Here is a 22,440-nt window from a genome sequence, read left to right as displayed (position 1 = left end):
GCCGTGGTCGAGGCCGGCGCGGCCCTCGCCGACGAGGTGGGCCTCGCCGGGCTGACGATGGGGCTGCTGGCCGAGCGGCTGGGCGTACGCACCCCCTCCCTGTACAAGCACGTCGGCGGCCAGGAGGACCTGACCCGGCGGATCGCGGCCCTGGCGCTCGGCCAGGCCGCCGACGCCGTGGGCGGCGCGACCCAGGGCTACGCCGGCCGCGACGCCCTCGCGGCCGCGGCCCGCGCCTTCCGCGCCTTCGTCCTCGCCCACCCCGGCCGCTATGCCGCGACCATCGGCATGGAACCGGCCGGCCCCGACGATCCACTGGCCACCGAGGGACTGCGGCTGCTCGACGCGTTCACGGCGGTCCTGCGCGGCTACGAGGTCGCCGGGCCCGACGTGGACCACGCCCTGCGCATGCTCCGCAGCCTCTGCCACGGCTTCGCCACGCTCCAGTCGGCGGGCGCCTTCCAGTGGAGCGCGGACATCGACGAGAGTTTCGAGTGGCTGATCGCCTTCGCCGACCGGGGACTGCGGGCGGGCGGCGGCTGAGACCGCCGCCGCGTCGGGACCGGCGAGCGGGGCGGGGTGACGGGCGGGACGGGACCGGCGAGTGTGGCGGGGCCGACGGGCGGGGCAGGGGCCGATGAGCGCGGCGCGCCGCTCAGAGGGCCGGTGCCCGCTCGCCGCCGGTGAACATGTCGATCAGGCCGTGGGGCGCGTCGTCGCCGAACATGCGCTCGTGCAGATCGCCGGCCCCGACGGCTTCCTCGGCGCTGCGCGGGAAGAGGTCCCGCTCGTACGCGGCGAGCGCGGCCTCTACGTCCTCGGGGTGCGCGGCGAGCGCCTTGCCGAGTTCGGCGGCGTCGTACATGGCCAGGTTGGCGCCCTCGCCGGACGGGATCATCAGGTGTGCGGCGTCGCCGAGCAGGGTCACGCCCGGCACCCGGTCCCACCGGTGCTCGACCGGCAGGGTGTGCAGAGCACGCAGTACCGGCGCGGACTCGCCGTCGGTGATCAGCGCGGTCAGTTCCGGCGCCCAGCCCTCGAACTCCGCGGCGATCCGGGCGGTGGCCGCGGCGCCGTCGGTGAAGTCGATGCCGGCGAACCAGTCCAGCGGCCGGGAGAGCGCCACGTAGGTGTGCAGCCTCCCGCCGCTCTCCCGGTGGGCCTGGATCCCCTTCCCCGGCGTCACCGCGAGCATCGACCCGCCGCCGACCGCCTTCGCGGGTGCCGGATGCCGGGTGTCGCCGTCGAAGAGATAGGTCTCGACGTACGAGGTGCCGACGTACTCGGGGACGGCGTCGGAGAGCAGCGGCCGCACCCGCGACCAGGCGCCGTCGGCGCCGACCAGCAAACTGGTGACGGTGGTGGTGCCGTCGGCGAAGGTCACCTCGTGGCGGCCGTCGCCGAGCGCGCGGACGCCGCTGACCTTGTGGCCCCAGCGGACGGTGCCGGCCGGGAGCGAGTCGAGGAGTGTCCGCCGCAGCTCACCGCGGAGCACCTCGGGGCGTCCGCCGGTGCCGTCGTCGGGCTGGTCGAACAGGACGGTCCCGTCCCGGCCGAGGACCCGGACCGCCTCGTGGCCCGCCAGGACGAGGGCGCGGAACTCGTCGAACAGGCCGGCCGCCCGCAGCGCGAGCTGGCCGTTGTGGTCGTGGATGTCGAGCATCCCGCCCTGGGCGCGGGCGGTCGGCGAGGCCTCGGCCTCGTAGACCGTCGCCGCGATGCCGTGGACGTGCAGGACGCGGGCGAGGGTCAGCCCGCCGAGCCCGGCACCGATGATCGTGACGTGAGTGGTCCTGGGGGCGGTCAGGGAGGCGGTCGCGGGGGCGGTCGTAGGGGTCGTCACCGGGGTTCCTTACGTTTGCGGGCCTTACGTACACCTGCGCCGGGGCAGGCACCTGGCAGAACATCACTGGAACGTCGTTCCAGCAGTTCCCAGCCTGGAACGGCGTTCCAGCAATGTCAAGCTGGAACCCCGTTCCAGACGTATGCCAGGATGAGGACATGGCAACGAAGGCACGTCGTCCCGAGCGGCGGCGAGAGGAACCGCTCTCCCGGGAGCGCATCGTCGCGGCCGCCGTCGAACTGCTCGACGCGGCCGGCGAGAGCGGGCTCACCTTCCGCGCCCTGGCCGAGCGCCTCGCCACCGGCCCCGGAGCGCTCTACTGGCATGTGGCGAACAAGGGCGAACTGCTCAGCACCGCGACGGAGGCACTGATCGCCGCGGCCCTTGTCCCCGCGGCGGCCCCGAACGCGCCGACCGCCCCGAACGCGCCGACCGCCCCGAACGCGCCGACCGCCCCGGACTCGCCGGACACCGCGGAGGCGCCGGACTCGCCGGACTCGCCCGGTTTTCCGGCTTCCCCCGGCTCCCCGGCTTCCCCCGGCTCCCCGGAGGCTGCGATCCGGCGGGTGGCGCTAGGTCTCTACGACGTGATCGACGCCCACCCGTGGCTCGCCGCACAGCTCTCCGCGCAGCTTTCCCTGAGCCCGTGGGGGTCGGTGACGCCGCGGCTCTTCGAAGCCATCGGGCGGCAGGTCCGCGCGCTGGGTGTGCCCGAGGGCGGCTGGTTCACGGCCACCTCGGCGTTGATGCTCTACATCCTCGGCGCCGCCGGCCAGAACGCCGCGAACGCCGTCGCCCACGTCCCCGCCACGAACCGCGCCGAGTTCCTCGACACGGTGTCCACGGCGTGGGAGGAACTCGACCCCGACGACTACCCGTTCACCCGGGCCGTCGCGGACCAGTTGCGCGGGCACGACGACCGCGAGCAGTTCCTCGCCGGGGTCGATCTCGTCCTCGCGGGCGTCAGGGCCGCAGCGACGCCCGCCGGCCCCGCGGACCCCGAGGACCTCAAGCACCCTGAGGCTCTCGCGGCCCCTGAGCCCAAGGGCTAACCACCCACGTACGCCGCCAGGTGCTCACCCGTCAGCGTCGACCGTGCCGCGACCAGGTCGGCCGGTGTGCCCTCGAAGACGACGCGGCCGCCGTCGTGGCCGGCGCCGGGGCCGAGGTCGATGATCCAGTCGGCGTGGGCCATGACCGCCTGGTGGTGCTCGACCACGATGACCGACCTGCCGGAGTCGACCAGGCGGTCGAGGAGGCCGAGCAACTGCTCGACATCGGCCAGGTGGAGACCCGTGGTCGGCTCGTCGAGGACGAGGACGCCGCCCTTCTCCGCCATGTGGACCGCCAGCTTCAGCCGCTGCCGTTCGCCGCCGGAGAGCGTGGTGAGCGGCTGGCCCAGGGTGAGATAGCCGAGGCCGACGTCGGAGAGCCGGGTGAGGATCCGGTGCGCGGCCGGGGTGCGGGCCGCGCCGTCGGCGAAGAACTCCAGCGCCTCGGAGACCGGCATCGCGAGCACCTCGCTGATGTCCCGGCCCCCCAGCAGGTGCACCAGCACCGAGGCGTCGTACCGCTTGCCCCCGCACTCCTCGCAGGTGGTGGAGACACCGGCCATCATCCCGAGGTCGGTGTAGACCACCCCGGCGCCGTTGCAGTTCGGGCAGGCGCCCTCGGAGTTGGCGCTGAACAGCGCCGGCTTGACCCCGTTGGCCTTGGCGAACGCCTTGCGGATCGGGTCGAGCAGCCCGGTGTACGTCGCCGGGTTGCTGCGCCGCGAGCCGCGGATCGCGCCCTGGTCGACGCGGACCACACCCTCGTCGGAGCGGACCGACCCGTGCACCAGCGAACTCTTGCCGGACCCCGCGACACCGGTCACCACGCACAGCACCCCGAGCGGGATGTCGACGTCGACGTCATGGAGGTTGTGGGTGCGCGCGCCCCGGATCTCCAGGGCGCCCGCGGCCTCGCGCACCGACTCCTTGACGGCGGCCCGGTCGTCCAGGTGACGGCCGGTGAGGGTGCCCCCGGACCGCAGCCCCTCGACGGTCCCCTCGAAGCAGACCGTGCCGCCCGCCGTACCGGCTCCCGGACCGAGATCGACCACATGGTCGGCGATCGCGATCGCCTCCGGCTTGTGCTCCACCACCAGTACCGTGTTGCCCTTGTCCCGCAGGCGCAGCAGCAGGTCGTTCATCCGCTGGATGTCGTGCGGGTGCAGACCGACGGTCGGCTCGTCGAAGACGTAGGTGACGTCGGTGAGCGAGGAACCGAGGTGCCGGATCATCTTCACGCGCTGCGCCTCGCCGCCCGAGAGCGTGCCCGAGGGCCGCTCCAGCGACAGATAGCCGAGGCCGATCTCCACGAACGAGTCGAGGGCGTCACGCAGCGCGCCGAGCAGCGGCGCCACCGACGGCTCGTCCAGCGCCCCGACCCACGCGGCGAGGTCGCGGATCTCCATCGCGCAGGCGTCCGCGATCGAACGGCCGTCGATCTTCGACGCCCGCACGGCCGGGCTGAGCCGGGTGCCGTCGCACCCGGGGCAGCGCCCGGACGTCGTCGCCCGCTCCACGAAGGCCCGGATGTGCGGCTGGAGCGCCTCGACGTCCTTCGACAGCATCGACTTCTGGATCTTCGTGATCAGCCCCTCGTAGGTGAGGTTGATCCCCTCGACCTTGATCTTCGTCGGCTCCTGGTGGAGGAGGGCGTGCAGTTCCTTCTTGGTGAACCGGGCGATCGGCTTGTCCGGGTCGAAGAAGCCGCAGCCCCGGTAGATCCGGCCGTACCAGCCGTCCATGGTGTAGCCGGGGATCGTCAGCGCGCCCTCGTTCAGCGACTTGGAGTCGTCGTAGAGCTGGGTGAGGTCGATGTCGGAGACCGAGCCCCGGCCCTCGCAGCGGGTGCACATGCCGCCGGTGCGGCTGAAGGCCACCTTCTCCGTCTTCGTCCGCTCACTGCCCCGGTCGACCGTGAACCCGCCGCTCGCCGACACCGAGGCGACGTTGAAGGAGTACGCGCCCGGCGGCCCGACGTGCGGCTCGGCGAGCCGGCTGAAGAGGATGCGCAGCATCGCGTTGGCGTCGGTGACCGTGCCCACCGTCGAGCGCGGATCGGCGCCCAGCCGCTGCTGGTCGACGATGATCGCGGTGGTCAGACCGTCCAGCAGGTCGACGTCGGGCCGGGCGAGCGACGGCATGAAACCCTGCACGAACGCGCTGTACGTCTCGTTGATCAGCCGCTGCGACTCCGCCGCGATGGTGTCGAACACCAGGGAGCTCTTGCCCGAGCCGGAGACCCCCGTGAACACCGTCAGGCGGCGCTTGGGGATCTCGACACTGACGTCCTTGAGATTGTTCTCGCGCGCCCCCAGCACGCGGATCAGACCGTGACTGTCGGCGGCGTGCGTGACCATGATCGTCGTCTCCCCGTGTGCTGCTCACATCGACGTGTCCGAGCCGGGAGACCCTAGCGCAGTCGGATCTCGATACCTGCTTCTTCGAGGGACCGCCGTTATCCCTCGCGCGGCTGATGGAACCGCAGCATGTTGCCGGCCGGGTCCCGGAAGGCGCAGTCGCGCACGCCGTACGGCTGGTCGACGGGCTCCTGGAGCACCTCGCCGCCGGCCGCCCGGATGCGTTCGAAGGTGGCGTCGACGTCGGCGGTGGAGAAGATGACGCCCCGCAGCATGCCCTTGGCGAGGAGTTCCGCCATCGCCCGGCGGTCGGCCTGCGGGGCCATGGGATCGGCGAGCGGCGGCTCCAGGACGATCTCCACGTCCGGCTGGGCGGGCGGGCCCACGGTCACCCAGCGCATCCCCTCGAAGGAGACGTCGTTGCGGACCTCCAGGCCGAGGACGTCGCCGTAGAAGGCGAGCGCCTTGTCATGGTCGTCGACCGCGATGAAACACTGTGCGAGTTCGATGTCCATGCCCCGACGCTACGGGGCGGCGGCCCGCCCCGCTTCTCCATTCCTGACCGGCCTGGTTCCGGGAGAAGTGCCCGGCCGACATCAGCGCGACCCGCGCCGGCGCCGGGACGTCCAGTGGTTCCGCGTAGTCGCGGTCCACCACGTCCCGAGCGCGGCGCAGCCGCCTCAGATCCGCCGGTTCCATGGCCACGGAGATCGACGCTCAGAGCACCGGCAGGTTCTTCCGCAGCTCGAACGCCGTGACCTCGCTGCGGTACTCCTCCCACTCCTGCTTCTTGTTGCGCAGGAAGAAGTCGAAGACGTGCTCGCCCAGGGTCTCGGCGACCAGGTCGCTGCGTTCCATCAGGGTCAGTGCCTCGCCGAGGTTCTGGGGGAGCGGCTCGATGCCCATCGCGCGGCGCTCGGCGTCCGAGAGGGCCCACACGTCGTCCTCGGCGCCGGGGGGAAGCTCGTAACCCTCCTCGATGCCCTTCAGACCGGCGGCGAGCAGGACCGCGTAGGTCAGGTACGGGTTGGCGCCGGAGTCGATCGAGCGGACCTCGACGCGGGCCGAGCCGGTCTTGCCGGGCTTGTACATCGGGACCCGTACCAGCGCCGAGCGGTTGTTGTGGCCCCAGCAGATGTACGAGGGGGCCTCGCCGCCCGCGCCCGCGGTGCGCTCGGTGCCGCCCCAGATCCGCTTGTAGGAGTTGACCCACTGGTTGGTGACCGCGGAGATCTCCGCCGCGTGCCTGAGCAGGCCCGCGATGAAGGAGCGGCCGACCTTGGAGAGCTGGTACTCCGAGCCGGACTCGTAGAAGGCGTTGCGGTCGCCCTCGAAGAGCGAGAGGTGGGTGTGCATGCCGGAGCCGGGGTGCTCGGAGAAGGGCTTGGGCATGAAGGTCGCCTGCACGCCCTGCTCCAGCGCCACCTGCTTCATCACCAGGCGGAACGTCATGATGTTGTCGGCCGTGGAGAGCGCGTCCGCGTAGCGCAGGTCGATCTCCTGCTGGCCGGGGGCGCCCTCGTGGTGGGAGAACTCCACCGAGATGCCCATCGACTCCAGCATGGTGATCGCCTGGCGGCGGAAGTCCATGCCGATGTTCTGCGGGGTGTGGTCGAAGTACCCGGAGTTGTCCGCCGGGGTCGGCACCGAACCGTCGACCGGCTTGGACTTCAGCAGGAAGAACTCGATCTCCGGGTGGGTGTAGAAGGTGAAACCCGAGTCGGAGGCACGGTTCAGGGCGCGCTTGAGGACGTACCGCGGGTCCGCGAAGGACGGCGAGCCGTCCGGCATCAGAATGTCGCAGAACATACGGGCCGTGCCGGGCGCCTCGGCGCGCCAGGGCAGCACCTGGAAGGTGGACGGGTCCGGCTTGGCGATCATGTCGGACTCGTAGACCCGGGCGAAGCCCTCGATCGCGGAGCCGTCGAAGCCGATGCCCTCGTCGAAGGCCTGCTCCAGCTCGGCCGGGGCCACGGCCACCGACTTCAGGAAGCCCAGCACGTCCGTGAACCACAGGCGTACGAAACGGATGTCCCGCTCCTCAAGCGTCCGGATCACGAACTCCTGCTGCTTGTCCATCTTCCGCTTCCCATCCTTGCTGGTCAGGCCGCCTGTCTCCGGAACCGCGGGAGGCGGTCGGGCACCAGAGCATCCCACCACAGTCCCGTTTCGCGCGCGTTGCCGACCATGATCGGCGGACCGACCCCGGACGGAACGACCCGCGTACGGCAGGCGGCGGTTTCGTTGCTCTCCCCGCAGCGTAGAGGCCACCTGTTCGATCGGGCCATTCCTGGCCCCCCGCCGCCGCCCGCCGGGCTCTCTTCCCGGCCGCCGCCGCGGCCCCGCCCCGCCGATCGGCACAGCCCGCACCCGGCCTCCGCCGCGGCCCGCTCCGCCCGTCGGCACGGCCCGCCCCCGCCCATCGCGTCGGACTGACGATTACACTGGGCCCGTGCCTCAACTACGACTCGCCCTGAACCAGATCGACTCCACCGTCGGTGACCTCGCCCGGAACGCCGAGTCGATCGTCCACTGGACCCGGCACTCCGCCGAGCAGGGAGCGCACCTCGTGGCGTTCCCGGAGATGGCGCTGACCGGATACCCCGTCGAGGACCTGGCCCTGCGGTCGTCCTTCGTCGAGGCGTCCCGTGCCGCGCTGCGCGCCCTGGCCGCGAAGCTGGCCGCGGAAGGGCTCGGGGAGCTGCCGGTCGTCGTCGGCTACCTCGACCGCAGCGAGACCGCCCAGCCGAAGTACGGCCAGCCCGCGGGCGCCCCGCGCAACGCCGCCGCGGTGCTGCACGGCGGCGAGGTGGTGCTGGTCTTCGCCAAGCACCACCTGCCGAACTACGGCGTCTTCGACGAGTTCCGCTACTTCGTCCCCGGCGACACCATGCCGGTGCTGCGGGTGCGCGGCGTCGACGTGGCCCTCGCCATCTGCGAGGACCTGTGGCAGGACGGGGGCCGGGTGCCCGCCGCGCGGTCGGCGGGGGCGGGCCTGCTGCTCTCCATCAACGCCTCGCCCTACGAGCGCGACAAGGACGACACCCGCCTGGAACTGGTGCGCAAGCGCGCCCAGGAGGCCGGCTGCACCACCGCCTACCTGGCCATGATCGGCGGCCAGGACGAGCTGGTCTTCGACGGCGACTCGATCGTCGTCGACCGCGACGGCGAGGTCGTCGCCCGCGCCCCGCAGTTCGCCGAGGGCTGCGTCGTCCTCGACCTCGACCTGCCGGCCGCCGCCGCCGACGCCCCGGCCGGCGTCGTGGACGACGGGCTGCGCATCGAGCGGGTCGTCGTCTCCGAGGAGCCGCTGCCGCCCTACCAGCCGGAACTGACCGGCGGGTACGCCGACCGGCTCGACGACGACGAGGAGGTCTACTCGGCGCTCGTCGTCGGCCTGCGCGCCTACGCCGCCAAGAACGGCTTCCGGTCGGTGCTGATCGGCATGTCCGGCGGCATCGACTCCGCGCTGGTCGCCGCCCTCGCCTGCGACGCGGTCGGCGCGGAGAACGTGTACGGCGTCTCCATGCCGTCGAAGTACTCCTCCGACCACTCCAAGGACGACGCGGCGGAGATGGCCCGGCGCACCGGACTGAACTTCCGCACCGTCCCCATCGAGCCGATGTTCGACGCGTACATGGGGTCGCTGGGCCTGACCGGCCTCGCCGAGGAGAACCTCCAGTCCCGGCTGCGCGGCACCCTGCTGATGGCGATCTCCAACCAGGAGGGCCACATCGTGCTGGCCCCCGGCAACAAGTCGGAGCTGGCCGTCGGCTACTCCACGCTCTACGGCGATTCCGTCGGCGCCTACGGGCCGATCAAGGACCTCTACAAGACGTCCGTGTTCAAGCTGGCCGAGTGGCGCAACCGGTCCGCCCGTGAGCGCGGCCAGACCCCGCCCATCCCGGAGAACTCGATCAGCAAGCCGCCCAGCGCCGAGCTGCGCCCCGGCCAGGTCGACACCGACTCGCTGCCCGACTACCCGGTCCTCGACGCGATCCTGGAGCTGTACGTCGACCGGGACCGCGGCGCCGACGAGATCGTCGCGGCCGGGTTCGACCAGGAACTGGTGACCAAGACGCTGCGCATGGTCGACACCGCCGAGTACAAGCGGCGGCAGTACCCGCCGGGCACCAAGATCTCCCCGAAGGGCTTCGGCAAGGACCGGCGGCTGCCGATCACCAACGGGTGGCGGGAGACGGGCCGGCCGGCCGGGACCGCCTGAGGCCCGAGTGGCTGATCCCCTGAGCGCCTGAGCGCCTGAGCGCCCGAGCGCCGCGGGCGCGTCACCCGGTGCCGTGCCGCGCCGCCAGGTCGGCGAGCGCCTTGTGCAGGGGTTGCGTCGCGCGGCGGCGGTACTCCTGCACGGCCCAGCCGTTGCCGTCCGGGTCCTTGAAGTAGAAGAAGGTGGCGCCGTCGCTCGGCGCGTACCGGACCGGCTCGCTCACGTCCAGGCCGCGGCCGGCCAGTTCCGCGTGGGCCGCCTCGACGTCGGCGACACACAGTTGCAGGCCCTGGTACGAGCCCGGTGCCGGGCGGGGCCCCGGCGTCATCTCCCAGATGCCGTCGCCCAGGGCGATCGAACAGCCGGAACCCGGCGGCGTGAGCTGCACGATCCGCAGGCCCGGCATGACCTCCTGGTCGATGTCGACGTGGAAACCGGCCCGGTCCCGGTAGAAGTCCCGGGCCCGGTCGACGTCACTGACCGGCAGCGGGATCACTTCGAGGGTCATCGCCATGTCCATGCTGTGCTCTCCTGCCGGCTGGCTCGCGGGCGGTACGGCTCGTCCTCACCCAAGCGGAAAGCGCGGGCCCTCGCCACCGCTTCGCGGCAGGCGGCGGCGGAACGCGCCGGTGCCCGGCGCGGGCGGGCCGGTTAGGCTCTGGCCAGGACGACCTTGATCGGCGGCCACGACCGGCCACGACCGGCCACGACCGGCCACGACCGGCCACGACCGGCCTTGATCGACCATGAGCGGCAGACTTGACCGGCAGATGTGATCGACAGGAGGCCGGGGATGACGGCGCCGGGGCGCAGGAGCAGTACCTTCACACGGTTGCTGCGGCACGGCTTCACGGACGCCTCCGCCGCCGAACGGCTGCTGGACGGCGAGGAGCTGACACCGGTCCGGGGCGACCCCGTCCTGCTCGACGCCCTCGGCGCCACCGCCGACCCCGACCTCGCGCTGATCGGCCTGGTCCGGCTGGTGGAGGCGCAGCCCGGGACCACCGCCCGGCGCGAGCTGCTCGACACGCTCATCGCCGCCAAGCCGCTGCGCGACCGCCTGCTGGGCGTGCTCGGCGCCTCCGAGGCGCTCGCCGACCACCTTGCCCGGCACCCCGGCGACTGGCGGACCCTGGTCACCTACGAGCCGCGCGACCTGCACCCCGGCGTCGAGGAGTTCGAACGCTGCCTCGCCGCCGCCCACGACCCCGTCTCGCTGCGCGTCGCCTACCGGCGCTGCCTGCTCACCCTCGCCGCCCGGGACGTCTGCGGCACCATCGACGTCGCCGAGACCGCCGCCGAACTGGCCGACCTCGCCACCGCCACCCTGCGGTCCGCCCTCGCCATCGCCGAGGCCGCCGCCCCCGAGGACGCCGCGCTCTGCCGGCTCGCGGTGATCGCGATGGGCAAGTGCGGCGGTCACGAGCTGAACTACGTCTCCGACGTCGACGTCATCTTCGTCGGCGAACCCGCCGAGGGGGCCGGGGACGCCGACGAGACCAAGGTGGTGCGCGCCGCGACCCGGCTCGCCTCGCACCTGATGCGGATCTGCTCCGAGACCACCGTCGAGGGGTCCATCTGGCCGGTGGACGCCAATCTGCGCCCCGAGGGGCGCAACGGACCGCTGGTGCGCACCCTGAGCAGCCACCTCGCGTACTACCAGCGCTGGGCCAAGACCTGGGAGTTCCAGGCACTGCTCAAGGCGCGCCCGGTCGCCGGCGACCTGTCACTGGGACAGGAGTACGTCGACGCCCTCCAGCCCCTGGTGTGGCAGGTCGCCGAGCGGGACAACTTCGTCGCCGACGTGCAGCAGATGCGCCGCCGGGTGGTGGAGAACATCCCCGTCGGCGAGGTGGACCGCCAGCTCAAACTGGGCCCCGGCGGGCTGCGGGACGTCGAGTTCGCCGTCCAACTGCTGCAGCTCGTGCACGGCCGGGCCGACGCCTCGCTGCGCAGCGGCACGACCCTGGACGCGCTGGAGGCGCTGGCGGCCGGCGGCTACGTGGGCCGGGTGGACGCGGCCCACCTCGACGACGCGTACCGCTTCCTGCGCTCCATGGAGCACCGCATCCAGCTCCACCGGCTGCGGCGGACCCATCTGGTGCCGCAGGACGACGCCGACCTGCGGCGCCTGGGGCGGTCGCTGGGGCTGCGCACCGACCCGGTCGCCGGGCTGCTGCGCGAGTGGCGGCAGCACGCGGCGGTGGTACGGCGGCTGCACGAGAAACTCTTCTACCGGCCGCTGCTCGACGCGGTCGCCCAGCTCGCGCCGGGGGAGGCCCGGCTGAGTCCCGAGGCGGCGCGGGAACGGCTGGTCGCCCTCGGGTACGCCGACCCGGCCGCCGCGCTGCGGCACCTGGAGGCGCTGGCGTCCGGGGTGACGCGCAAGGCGGCGATCCAGCGGACCCTGCTGCCGGTGCTGCTCGGCTGGTTCGCGGAGTCCGCCGACCCGGACGCCGGGCTGCTCAACTTCCGCAAGGTCTCGGACGCGCTCGGCAACACGCCCTGGTACCTGCGGCTGCTGCGGGACGAGGGCGCCGCCGCCGAGAACCTCGCCCGGGTGCTCTCCGCCGGGCGGCTCGCGCCGGACCTGCTGATGCGGGCGCCCGAGGCGGTGGCGCTGCTCGGGGACGGTGACGGCGGCGGCCTCGCACCGCGCGGCCGGGCACAGTTGGAGGCGGAGGTGCTCGCGGCGGTCGGGCGGGCCGACGGGGCCGGGCCGGCCGTCACGGCGGCGCGCGGGGTGCGCCGGCGGGAGCTGTTCCGCACGGCCGCGGCCGACATCATCGCCTCCTACGGCACCGAGAGCCGGCCCGTCGAGGCCGACCGGGGGGCGCTGGTGGACCGGGTCGGGGCGGCCGTCTCCGACCTGACCGCGGCCACCCTCGCCGGGACCCTGCGGGCCGTGGTGCGGGACGGCTGGGGCGCGGAACTCCCCACCCGGTTCGCGATCATCGGCATGGGCCGGTTCGGCGGGCACGAGCTGGGCTACGGCTCCGACGCCGACGTGCTCTTCGTGCACGAACCCCGGGACGGGGTGGACGAGCGGACGGCCGGGGACGCGGCGAACCGGGTCGTGGCCGAGATGCGGCGGCTGCTGCAGATCCCGAGCGCCGATCCGCCGCTGCTGATCGACGCGGATCTCCGGCCGGAGGGGAAGTCCGGGCCGATGGTGCGGACCCTGAAGTCGTACGCGGCGTACTACCGGCGGTGGTCGCTGACCTGGGAGTCGCACGCGCTGCTGCGGGCCGAGTGGGTGGCGGGCGACGAGGAGCTGGGGCGGCGGTTCACCGAGCTGATCGATCCGCTGCGGTACCCGGCGGGCGGGCCGGGCGAGGACGCGGTGCGGGAGATCCGGCGGCTGAAGGCGCGGATGGAGTCGGAGCGGATGCCGCGCGGGGCCGACCCCAAGCTGCACGTCAAGCTGGGGCCCGGCGGGCTCTCCGACGTCGAGTGGACGGTGCAGCTCGCGCAGTTGCGGCACGGGCACGAGGTGGCCGGGCTGCGGACCACCCGGACCCGGGCGGCGCTGGCGGCGGCGTGCGGGGCGGGGCTGGTCACCGAGGAGCAGGCGGAGATCCTCGACGAGGCGTGGGTGCTGGCCACCCGGGTGCGCAACGCGGTGATGCTGGTGCGGGGGCGGGCCGGGGACACGTTCCCGAGCGAGAGCCGGGAGCTGGCCGCGGTGGGACGGTACCTGGGGTACGGGGACGGGCGGGTCGGGGACATGCTCGACGCGTACCGGCGCGGCGGGCGGCGCGCCCGGGGGGTCGTGGACGAGCTGTTCTACGGGGGCTGAGGGCTCGCCTCGACCTTGGGGGCACGGGTGGTGGTGCCGGCCGGGACCCGCCGGGGGAGGGCGTGCGGGAGGGTGCCGTAGCAGGCCCGGGTGACGGCGTAACCGAAGGCCAGGCAGAGGAGGCCGCCGACCGCGTCCAGCCAGAAGTGGTTGGCGGTGGCGACGATCACGATCAGGGTGGCCGCGGGGTAGAGCAGGCCGAGGACGCGGGCCCAGGGGGTGTTGGCCAGGGTGAATATGGTCAGGCCGCACCAGAAGGACCAGCCGATGTGCATGGACGGCATCGCGGCGTACTGGTTGGACATGTTCTTCAGGTCGCCCGAGGCCATCGAACCCCAGGTCTGGTGGACCATGACGGTGTCGATGAAGCCGCCGCCGTGCATCAGGCGGGGCGGGGCGAGCGGGTACAGGTAGTAGCCGAGGAGGGCGACGCCGGTGGTCGCGAAGAGGACCAGGCGGGTCGCCGCGTACCGGCCGGGGTGGCTGCGGTAGAGCCAGACGAGGACGCCGATGGTGACGACGAAGTGCAGGGTCGCGTAGTAGTAGTTCATGCCCACGATCAGCCAAGTGACCTGGTTGAGGGCGGTGTTGACGCTCTGCTCCACGGCGATGCCGAGGTTCTGCTCCAGTTTCCAGAGCCAGTCGGCGTTGGCCAGGGCCTGGGCGCGTTGTTCGGGGACCGCGTTGCGGATGAGCGAGTACGTCCAGTAACTCACCGCGATCAGCAGGATCTCGAACCACAGGCGGGGGTGGCGGGGAGCGCGCGGCCAGGTGCGCCCGCGGTCCGCGACGGGCTGCGGAACGGCCTCTTGTCGGCCTTCCGTCTTCGTCGCGGTCGTCTCACCCATAGGCACAGAGTCTGCCAGAAAAGCCCTGTCCCCCCGATCATCCCACCGACGGGTTCTGGACGCATGTTCTACGGCAGGGGGAGGGCGGCCCCTCCGCCGCGGGGATGAGCCGTGCGGCGCGAGCCGTGGGCGGGGACGGGTCAGCGGGTGCGCGCGGGGGCCGATGCCGTGGAGCCGCGGACCACCAGTTCCGGCATGAAGACGAACTCGCTGTGCGGGGCGGGGGTGCCGCCGATCTCTTCGAGGAGGGTGCGCACCGCCGCCTGGCCCATCGCCGGGACCGGTTTGCGGACGGTGGTGAGCGGCGGGTCGGTGAAGGCGATCAGGGGGGAGTCGTCGAAGCCGACCACCGAGATGTCGTCCGGCACTTCCAGACCGCGCTGCCGGGCCGCCCGTATCGCGCCGAGCGCCATCATGTCGCTGGCGCAGACCACGGCCGTGCAGTCACGGTCGATCAGGGCGGTCGCGGCGGCCTGGCCGCCCTCCAGGGTGTAGAGGGAGTGCTGGACGAGTTCCGTCTCGATGGTCCCGGGAGACAGGCCGAGGAGGTCCTGCACGGCCCGGACGAAGCCCTCGATCTTGCGCTGGACCGGGACGAAGCGTTTCGGGCCGAGGGCCAGACCGACGCGGGTGTGACCGAGCGAGACCAGGTGCGTGACCGCCAGGGACATCGCGGCGCGGTCGTCGGGGGAGATGAAGGGGGCCTGCACCTTGGGCGAGAAGCCGTCGACGAGGACGAACGGCACGTCCTGGGCGCGCAGCCGCTCGTAGCGCTGCATGTCGGCGTTGGTGTCGGCGTGCAGGCCGGAGACGTAGATGATGCCGGCCACGCCCCGGTCGACCAGCATCTCCGTCAGCTCGTCCTCGGTGGAGCCGCCGGGGGTCTGGGTGGCCAGGACCGGGGTGTAGCCCTGGCGGGTCAGGGCCTGGCCGATGACCTGGGCGAGAGCCGGGAAGATGGGGTTCTCCAGCTCCGGGGTGATCAACCCGACCAGGCCCTCGCTGCGCTGCCGGAGGCGTACGGGCCGTTCGTAGCCCAGGACGTCGAGGGCGGCGAGTACGGTCTGGCGGGTGGTGGCGGCGACGCCCGGCTTGCCGTTCAGGACGCGGCTGACGGTTGCTTCGCTCACCCCCGCCTGAGCAGCGATGTCGGCTAGCCGTGTGGTCACAGGAGTGGACTGTAGCCGCCGCCTGTCACCTTGCCCACCGAAGGGGCGCCTGGCGCGCACCCCGGAACGGGCCGCTGCGGGCTGCTGCGTCATCGCGATCCCCCATGTCGTGGAGCGGTGTCCGGTCCGCACCGGGGCGGTCACCCCGGTGGTGCGGGCTGCGGCAAGTCCTTGCAGCGGGCTTGCAGAGCACTTGCAGAGTCTTGCACAGGTGACCGAATGTCCGTCGTGCGGGCGGGAGTCCGGTCCCGGTACGGCCGAGGACGGTCGGCAAGCGGTGTCCAGCGTTTCAGGAACGGTCACGACCGGGTGACGGTCGGCGCGCCTTGCACTTTTTTGCTGCAAGGTCTTTCGGAACGCTTTCATCGCTGTTACGTTCACGTCGCCCGGCGGCGGCAACGGCGCGGTCGGCAAGTCGACAGGAGCGGTGGACGGGACCCCTCCTGCACTCACGGGCTTTCACCCTCAAGGAGAACTCATGCGGCGTGGCATAGCGGCCACCGCGCTGGTGGCGTCCCTCGCCCTCGCGGCGACGGCCTGCGGCGGAAGCGACAGCGGCGACAGTGCCGACGGGCCGGTCACCCTCACCTGGTGGGACACCTCCAACGCGACCAACGAGGCGCCGACGTACCAGGCCCTGGTCAAGGAGTTCGAGGCGGCCCACAAGGACATCAAGGTCAAGTACGTCAACGTCCCCTTCGACCAGGCGCAGAACAAGTTCGACACCGCCGCCGGTTCCAAGGGCGCCCCGGACGTGCTGCGCTCCGAGGTCGGCTGGACCCCCGCCTTCGCCAAGAAGGGGTTCTTCCTTCCGCTGGACGGCACCGAGGCCCTCGCCGACCAGGACAAGTTCCAGAGTTCGCTGATCGAGCAGGCCAGGTACGAGGGCAAGACGTACGGCGTCCCGCTGGTCACCGACACGCTCGCCCTCGTGTACAACAAGGAGCTGTTCGAGAAGGCCGGCGTCGAGGCGCCGAAGACCTGGGACGACCTGAAGAAGGCCGCCGCCACGGTCAAGAGCAGGACCGGTGTCGACGGTTACTGGGGGTCGACGGCCGGGTACTACGGCCAGCCCTTCCTGTACGGCGAGGGCACCGACACCGTCGACGCCGAGGGCAAGAAGATCACCGTCGCCTCCGCCGAGGCGAAGAAGGCGTACGGCACCTGGCAGTCGCTGTTCGACGGCAAGGGCCTGCACAAGGCCGACACCACCGCCGACGCCTACGCCCACATCCAGGACGCCTTCGTCAACGGCCAGGTCGCCTCGATCATCCAGGGTCCCTGGGAGATCACGAACTTCTACCGGGGTTCCGCCTTCAAGGAGAAGGAGAACCTGGGGATCGCCACCGTGCCCGCCGGGTCGACGGGCAAGGCCGGCGCTCCGACCGGCGGTCACAACCTGTCGGTGTACGCCGGATCCGACGAGGCGCACCAGCAGGCCGCGCTGAAGTTCGTCAACTTCATGACCTCGGCGAAGTCCCAGGAGACCGTGGCCCTGAAGAACTCCACCCTGCCGACCCGCGACGACGCCTACACCGACCAGGTCAAGGCCGACCCGGGCATCGCCGGCTACCAGGGCGTGCTCGCCGCCGCCCAGCCCCGCCCGGCGCTGCCGGAGTACAGCTCCCTGTGGACGCCGCTGGACGACGAGCTGCCGAAGATCGCGAGCGGCAAGGAGTCCCTGGACGAGGGCCTGGGCAACGCCGAGACGGCGATCGCCAAGCTGGTGCCCGACTTCAGCAAGTGAGTCCGGACGGCCGCCGGCCCGCACGCCGTACCCCTTGCTCATGCTCATGCTCATGTTCATTGCGCATGCTCTCGATCTTGCTCTCGACCTTGACCTTCCAGAAGGTGCCGAACCATGACAGTCACCATCGACCGCGCGACCGGCAGGCGCCGCGGTGACCGCGCCCCGCGGCCCGGGCCGGGCGGGCGCCTGAAGCAGGGCTACCAGAAGCACTGGTACGCCTACGCCATGATCGCGCCGGTGGTCGTCGTGCTCGGCGTCCTGGTGCTCTACCCCCTGGCCTACGGCCTCTGGCTCACCCTCACCGACGCCGACAGCCTCAACTCCGCGCGCACCATCGGCGTCAACGAGATCGAGGCCACCTACAAGTTCGTCGGCCTCGACAACTACGCCGACATCCTGTGGGGCGAGACGGCCTACGACCGGTTCTGGTCGCACTTCGTCTGGACGATCGGCTGGACGGCCGCCTGTGTCACCCTGCACTACGTCATCGGCCTGGGCCTCGCGCTGCTGCTCGACCAGAAGCTGCGCGGGCGCACCTTCTACCGGCTGATCCTGATCCTGCCGTGGGCCGTGCCCACCTTCGTCACCGTCTTCGGCTGGCGGTTCATGCTCGCCGACTCCGGCATCATCAACTCCGCCCTGGAGACGCTGCACCTGCCGACGCCGCTGTGGCTGGAGGACACCTTCTGGCAGCGGTTCGCCGCGATCATGGTGAACACCTGGTGCGGGGTGCCGTTCATGATGGTCTCGCTGCTCGGCGGTCTGCAGTCGATCGACGACACGCTGTACGAGGCCGCCGAGATGGACGGCGCGAGCGCCTGGCAGCAGTTCCGGCACGTCACCCTGCCGGGGCTGCGGTCGGTCAGCTCCACCGTCGTACTGCTCGGCATCATCTGGACCTTCAACCAGTTCGCCATCATCTTCCTGCTGTTCGGCAACACCGCCCCGGACGCGCAGATCCTGGTCACCTGGGCCTATCAGCTCGGCTTCGGACAGCAGCCGCGCGAGTTCGCGGCCTCCGCCGCCTACGGCATCCTGCTGCTGGCCGTCCTGATCGTCTTCACCTCCTTCTACCGCCGCTGGCTGAACCGCGATGACCAGCAGCTCGCGATCTGAGGCAGGAGCCCCCATGAGCACCACGACCGCCGCCCCCCAGGACCCGGCGAACCCGAAGCGCCTGACGGCCGCCGCACCCGGCAAGGTCCGCCCGCGCGGCCGGCGCGGCCCGTTCGCGGCCCTCGCCTCGCACGGCGTCCTCACCGTCGCGAGCCTGATCGCCCTGTTCCCCATCGCCTGGCTGGTCTACCTCTCCCTCGGCCCGGACAAGGACGACTACCTGCACCCCGGCGGCATCTGGTCGAAGATGACCTTCGACAACTACTCCTTCGTCCTGCGGGAGACGAACTTCTGGGAGTGGCTGCGCAGTTCGCTGATCGTCTCGCTGGGCACGACGGTCGTCGGCGTCATGGTGGCGGCGACGACCGGTTACGCCGTCTCGCGCATGCGGTTCCCCGGCTACCGGAAGCTGATGTGGGTGCTGCTGGTCACCCAGATGTTCCCCATCGCCGTACTGATCGTGCCGATGTACCAGATCCTGTCCGACCTCCAGCTCATCGACAGCTACCTCGGCCTGATCCTGGTCTACTGCTCGACCGCGGTGCCGTACTGCGCCTGGCTGCTCAAGGGCTACTTCGACACCATCCCGTTCGAGATCGACGAGGCGGGCCGGGTCGACGGGCTCTCACCGTTCGGCACCTTCTTCCGGCTGATCCTGCCGCTGGCCCGGCCGGGCCTGGCGGTGGCCGGCTTCTACAGCTTCATCACGGCCTTCGGCGAGGTCGCCTTCGCGTCCACGTTCATGCTGTCCGACACCAAGTACACCTTCGCGGTCGGCCTGCAGAGCTTCGTCAGCGAGCACGACGCGCAGCGCAACCTGATGGCCGCGACCGCCGTGCTGATCGCGATACCCGTGTCCGCCTTCTTCTACCTCGTGCAGAAGAACCTGGTGACCGGCCTCACCGCGGGCGGCACGAAGGGCTGACCCCGTGCCCACGCCTCCCTGTACCCGTGCACCCCTGTACCCGTGCACCCGTCACGCCTCAAGGACGACATGAGCCAGCAGCACTCCGCAGCCCAGGCCCCGACCTCCCGGTCCGATTCGGCTCGCCCCACCGTCGCCAGGCGGCGCGACTGGTGGCGGGACGCGGTGATCTACCAGGTGTACCCGCGCAGTTTCGCCGACAGCGACGGCGACGGCATGGGCGACCTCGAAGGCGTCCGTGCCCGACTGCCGTACCTGCGCGACCTCGGCGTGGACGCGGTGTGGCTCAGCCCCTTCTACGCCTCGCCGCAGGCCGACGGCGGTTACGACGTCGCCGACTACCGTGCCGTGGACCCGATGTTCGGCACCCTGCTCGACGCCGACGCGCTGATCCGCGACGCCCACGGACTCGGCCTGCGGATCATCGTGGACCTGGTCCCCAACCACTCCTCCGACCACCACGAGTGGTTCAGGCGCGCCCTCGCCGAGGGCCCCGGCTCGCCCTCCCGCGACCGCTACCACTTCCGCCCGGGCAAGGGCGAGAACGGCGAACTGCCGCCCAACGACTGGGAGTCGGTCTTCGGCGGCCCGGCGTGGACGCGGGTCGCGGACGGCGAGTGGTACCTGCACCTGTTCGCCCCCGAGCAGCCCGACTTCAACTGGGAGCACCCGGCGGTCGGGGACGAGTTCCGCTCGATCCTCCGCTTCTGGCTGGACATCGGCGTGGACGGCTTCCGGATCGACGTCGCCCACGGCATGGTGAAGGCCGAGGGGCTACCCGACCTCGGCGACCACGAACAGCTCACGCTGCTGGGCAACGAGGTCACCCCGTTCTTCGACCAGGACGGCGTGCACGACATCTACCGCCAGTGGCGGAGAATCCTCGACGAGTACCCGGGCGAGCGCATCTTCGTCGCCGAGGCGTGGACGCCGACCGTGGAGCGCACGGCGAACTACGTCCGCCCGGACGAACTGCACCAGGCGTTCAACTTCCAGTACCTGAGCACCCACTGGGACGCCGAGGAGCTGCGGACCGTCATCGACCGCACGCTGGGGGCGATGCGCCCGGTCGGCGCCCCCGCCACCTGGGTGCTCTCCAACCACGACGTCACCCGCCACGCCACCCGCTTCGCCAACCCGCCCGGCCTCGGCACCCAGATCCGCCTGGCCGGCGACCGCGCGCTGGGCCTGAAGCGGGCCCGCGCGGCCTCCCTCCTCATGCTCGCCCTGCCCGGCTCGGCCTATGTCTACCAGGGCGAGGAACTGGGCCTGCCGGACGTCGTCGACCTTCCCGACGAGGTCCGCCAGGACCCGGCGTACTTCCGCGGCGCCGGCCAGGACGGCTTCCGCGACGGCTGCCGGGTGCCGATCCCGTGGACGCGCACGGGCTCGTCGTACGGCTTCGGCGACGCCGGGAGCTGGCTGCCGCAGCCGGCGGGCTGGGGCGAGCTGAGCGTCGAGGCGCAGATGGGCGAGCCGGGCTCGACGCTGGAGCTGTACCGCACGGCACTCGCCGTCCGCCGGCAGCAGGCCGACCTCGGCGCGGGCGACGCGGTGGAGTGGCTGCGGGCCCCCGAGGGCGTCCTCGCCTTCCGCCGCGGCGAGTTCGTCTGCGTCGCCAACACCACCGCCGAATCGGTGGCCGTCCCCGGCTACGGCCGCGTCCTGCTGGCCAGCGACGAGGTGAACGAGATCGACGGCGGAGCGAAGGTCCCGGCCGACACGACGGTGTGGTGGACGACGGCCTGACCGACGACCGCGAGCCCGCCGTCCCCCGCGGGGAGGGACGGCGGGCTCTCCGCCACCCGGTTTACCGGACGAGTTCCCGCCGGACACTGCCCTTCCGGTCGATGAACCCCTAACATCTGCGTCACCGCAAGGTTGCAGAACCTTGCAGCAAGAGCCGCAAGAGCCGTCAGCGCCTTCAGCGTAGAAGGGCCCCCGCATGGCACGCAGGACACTTCCCGGCATTCTCCTGTCCGGAGCGCTCGCTCTCGCCTCCGTGACTGTCATGAACCCGACATCCGCGCACGCCGCACCTCCCGGCACCAAGGACGTCACCGCCGTCCTCTTCGAGTGGAACTTCGCCTCCGTGGCCAAGGAGTGCACCACTGCCCTCGGCCCGGCCGGCTACGGCTACGTGCAGGTCTCCCCGCCTGCCGAGCACATCCAGGGCGGGCAGTGGTGGACGTCCTACCAGCCCGTCAGCTACCGGATCGCCGGGCGGCTCGGTGACCGCACCGCCTTCCGGAACATGGTGAACACCTGCCACGCGGCCGGCGTGAAGGTCGTCGCCGACGCCGTCGTCAACCACATGTCCGCGGGCAGCGGCACCGGCACCGGCGGCTCGTCGTACGCGAAGTACCACTACCCCGGGCTGTACTCCGCGCCCGACTTCGACGACTGCACCTCGCAGATCGCCGACTACCAGGACCGGTACAACGTCCAGCACTGCGAACTGGTCGGCCTCGCCGACCTGGACACGGGCGAGAGCTACGTCCGCGGCGCCATCGCCGGGTACCTCGACGACCTGCTCTCCCTCGGCGTCGACGGCTTCCGGATAGACGCCGCCAAGCACATACCCGCCGCCGACCTCGCCGACATCAAGTCCCGCCTCACCAACCCGTCCGCGTACTGGAAGCAGGAGGTCATCCACGGGGCCGGCGAGGCCGTCCAGCCGGCCGAGTACACCGGTACCGGGGATGTCCAGGAGTTCCGGTACGCCTTCGACCTCAAGCGCGTCTTCACCAACGAGAACCTCGCCTACCTGAAGAACTACGGTGCGGGCTGGGGGTACCTGAGCAGCGGCGTCGCCGGCGTCTTCGTCGACAACCACGACACCGAGCGCAACGGCTCCACGCTCAGCTACAAGGACTCCGCCGCCTACACCCTCGCCAACGTCTTCATGCTGGCCTGGCCGTACGGCGCCCCGGACGTCAACTCCGGTTACGAGTGGTCAAACACGGACGCCGGACCGCCCAACGGCGGTCAGGTGAGCGCCTGCTGGCAGGACGGCTGGAAGTGCCAGCACGCCTGGCCGGAGATCAAGTCGATGGTCGCCTTCCGCAACGCCGTGCGCGGGCAGTCGGTGACCGGCTGGTGGGACAACGGCGGCGACGCGATCGCCTTCGGCCGCGGGACCAAGGGGTACGTGGCCATCAACCACGAGAGCGGCGCCCTGAGCCGGACCTACCAGACCTCGCTGCCCGCCGGGACGTACTGCGACGTCCAGGGCGACCGGACGGTGACGGTCAACTCCTCGGGGCAGTTCACCGCCTCGCTCGGCGCCCACACCGCGCTCGCCCTGTACGCCGGCAAGACCACCTGCTGAACCACCCCCCGCACGCAAGGGCCGT

At 71.6% G+C, this 22,440-nt stretch carries 16 protein-coding genes and 1 pseudogene; 9 read left to right on the top strand and 8 right to left on the bottom strand.

The annotated features are described in order from the left end of the window. Positions 1 to 3: 3 nt before the first annotated feature. Positions 4 to 543: a TetR/AcrR family transcriptional regulator gene (locus ABEB00_RS05270; protein ID WP_345617819.1), complete on the top strand. Its 540-nt coding sequence runs from the start codon at positions 4 to 6 to the stop codon at positions 541 to 543. 112 nt (positions 544 to 655) lie between these two features. Here ABEB00_RS05270 and ABEB00_RS05265 read toward each other — a convergent pair whose 3' ends face one another. Then, complete coding sequence (locus ABEB00_RS05265) at positions 656 to 1,843, bottom strand: FAD-dependent oxidoreductase (protein WP_345617715.1); 1,188 nt, start codon at positions 1,841 to 1,843, stop codon at positions 656 to 658. A gap of 158 nt (positions 1,844 to 2,001) precedes the next feature. Between ABEB00_RS05265 and ABEB00_RS05260 the strand changes: the two genes are divergently transcribed. Beyond that, the gene (locus tag ABEB00_RS05260) at positions 2,002 to 2,895 is read left to right on the top strand and encodes a TetR family transcriptional regulator (RefSeq protein WP_345617714.1); all 894 of its coding nucleotides are present in this window, start codon (positions 2,002 to 2,004) and stop codon (positions 2,893 to 2,895) included. Here the strand turns inward: ABEB00_RS05260 and ABEB00_RS05255 are convergent. From ABEB00_RS05255 to ABEB00_RS05240, 4 genes and pseudogenes are all read right to left on the bottom strand, one after another. Further along, positions 2,892 to 5,252 carry an ATP-binding cassette domain-containing protein gene (locus tag ABEB00_RS05255; protein WP_345617713.1) on the bottom strand — a complete coding sequence of 787 codons (2,361 nt, stop codon included), beginning with the start codon at positions 5,250 to 5,252 and terminating at the stop codon, positions 2,892 to 2,894. The two genes, ABEB00_RS05260 and ABEB00_RS05255, sit on opposite strands and share 4 nt — an antisense overlap. 98 nt (positions 5,253 to 5,350) lie before the next feature. Further along, complete coding sequence (locus ABEB00_RS05250; RefSeq protein WP_345617712.1) at positions 5,351 to 5,767, bottom strand: VOC family protein; 417 nt, start codon at positions 5,765 to 5,767, stop codon at positions 5,351 to 5,353. Between the two features lie 13 nt (positions 5,768 to 5,780). After that, positions 5,781 to 5,951: pseudogene (locus ABEB00_RS05245) on the bottom strand (AraC family transcriptional regulator); the annotation flags it as partial. 18 nt (positions 5,952 to 5,969) lie between these two features. Next, positions 5,970 to 7,331 carry a glutamine synthetase family protein gene (locus tag ABEB00_RS05240; RefSeq protein ID WP_345617711.1) on the bottom strand — a complete coding sequence of 454 codons (1,362 nt, stop codon included), beginning with the start codon at positions 7,329 to 7,331 and terminating at the stop codon, positions 5,970 to 5,972. A 373-nt stretch (positions 7,332 to 7,704) separates the two neighbouring features. Between ABEB00_RS05240 and ABEB00_RS05235 the strand changes: the two genes are divergently transcribed. Continuing rightward, complete coding sequence (locus ABEB00_RS05235) at positions 7,705 to 9,477, top strand: NAD+ synthase (protein WP_345617710.1); 1,773 nt, start codon at positions 7,705 to 7,707, stop codon at positions 9,475 to 9,477. Between the two features lie 61 nt (positions 9,478 to 9,538). Here ABEB00_RS05235 and ABEB00_RS05230 read toward each other — a convergent pair whose 3' ends face one another. Continuing rightward, positions 9,539 to 9,991 carry a VOC family protein gene (locus ABEB00_RS05230; protein WP_345617818.1) on the bottom strand — a complete coding sequence of 151 codons (453 nt, stop codon included), beginning with the start codon at positions 9,989 to 9,991 and terminating at the stop codon, positions 9,539 to 9,541. 279 nt (positions 9,992 to 10,270) lie between these two features. Here ABEB00_RS05230 and ABEB00_RS05225 point away from each other — a divergent pair, with 279 nt between their 5' ends. Beyond that, positions 10,271 to 13,276: a bifunctional [glutamine synthetase] adenylyltransferase/[glutamine synthetase]-adenylyl-L-tyrosine phosphorylase gene (locus ABEB00_RS05225; RefSeq protein WP_345617709.1), complete on the top strand. Its 3,006-nt coding sequence runs from the start codon at positions 10,271 to 10,273 to the stop codon at positions 13,274 to 13,276. Here ABEB00_RS05225 and ABEB00_RS05220 read toward each other — a convergent pair. Further along, the gene (locus ABEB00_RS05220; RefSeq protein WP_345617708.1) at positions 13,264 to 14,124 is read right to left on the bottom strand and encodes a phosphatase PAP2 family protein; all 861 of its coding nucleotides are present in this window, start codon (positions 14,122 to 14,124) and stop codon (positions 13,264 to 13,266) included. The two genes, ABEB00_RS05225 and ABEB00_RS05220, sit on opposite strands and share 13 nt — an antisense overlap. Positions 14,125 to 14,264: 140 nt before the next feature. Next, positions 14,265 to 15,293, bottom strand: coding sequence for a LacI family DNA-binding transcriptional regulator (locus ABEB00_RS05215; protein ID WP_345617707.1), 1,029 nt, complete (start codon positions 15,291 to 15,293; stop codon positions 14,265 to 14,267). A gap of 478 nt (positions 15,294 to 15,771) precedes the next feature. Between ABEB00_RS05215 and ABEB00_RS05210 the strand changes: the two genes are divergently transcribed. The 5 genes from ABEB00_RS05210 to ABEB00_RS05190 all read left to right on the top strand — a co-directional run bounded on the left by ABEB00_RS05210 (position 15,772) and on the right by ABEB00_RS05190 (position 22,415). After that, entirely contained in the window at positions 15,772 to 17,040 is a 1,269-nt protein-coding gene (locus tag ABEB00_RS05210; RefSeq protein WP_345617706.1) for an extracellular solute-binding protein, read from the top strand. Positions 17,041 to 17,154: 114 nt separating this feature from the next. Beyond that, a complete protein-coding gene (locus ABEB00_RS05205) occupies positions 17,155 to 18,159 on the top strand; it encodes a carbohydrate ABC transporter permease (RefSeq protein ID WP_345617705.1) in 1,005 nt (334 codons plus the stop codon). Positions 18,160 to 18,172: 13 nt separating this feature from the next. Continuing rightward, positions 18,173 to 19,084: a sugar ABC transporter permease gene (locus ABEB00_RS05200; RefSeq protein ID WP_345617704.1), complete on the top strand. Its 912-nt coding sequence runs from the start codon at positions 18,173 to 18,175 to the stop codon at positions 19,082 to 19,084. Between the two features lie 69 nt (positions 19,085 to 19,153). Further along, positions 19,154 to 20,833 (top strand): glycoside hydrolase family 13 protein, encoded by a 1,680-nt coding sequence (locus ABEB00_RS05195; RefSeq protein ID WP_345617703.1) that lies wholly within the window; start codon positions 19,154 to 19,156, stop codon positions 20,831 to 20,833. A gap of 196 nt (positions 20,834 to 21,029) precedes the next feature. Next, positions 21,030 to 22,415: an alpha-amylase gene (locus tag ABEB00_RS05190; protein ID WP_345617702.1), complete on the top strand. Its 1,386-nt coding sequence runs from the start codon at positions 21,030 to 21,032 to the stop codon at positions 22,413 to 22,415. Positions 22,416 to 22,440 lie beyond the last annotated feature (25 nt).

It is taken from the genome of Streptomyces ziwulingensis (genome assembly GCF_039542605.1).
Lineage (GTDB): Bacteria > Actinomycetota > Actinomycetes > Streptomycetales > Streptomycetaceae > Streptomyces > Streptomyces ziwulingensis.
This window is presented reverse-complemented; position numbering and strand designations above follow the sequence as displayed.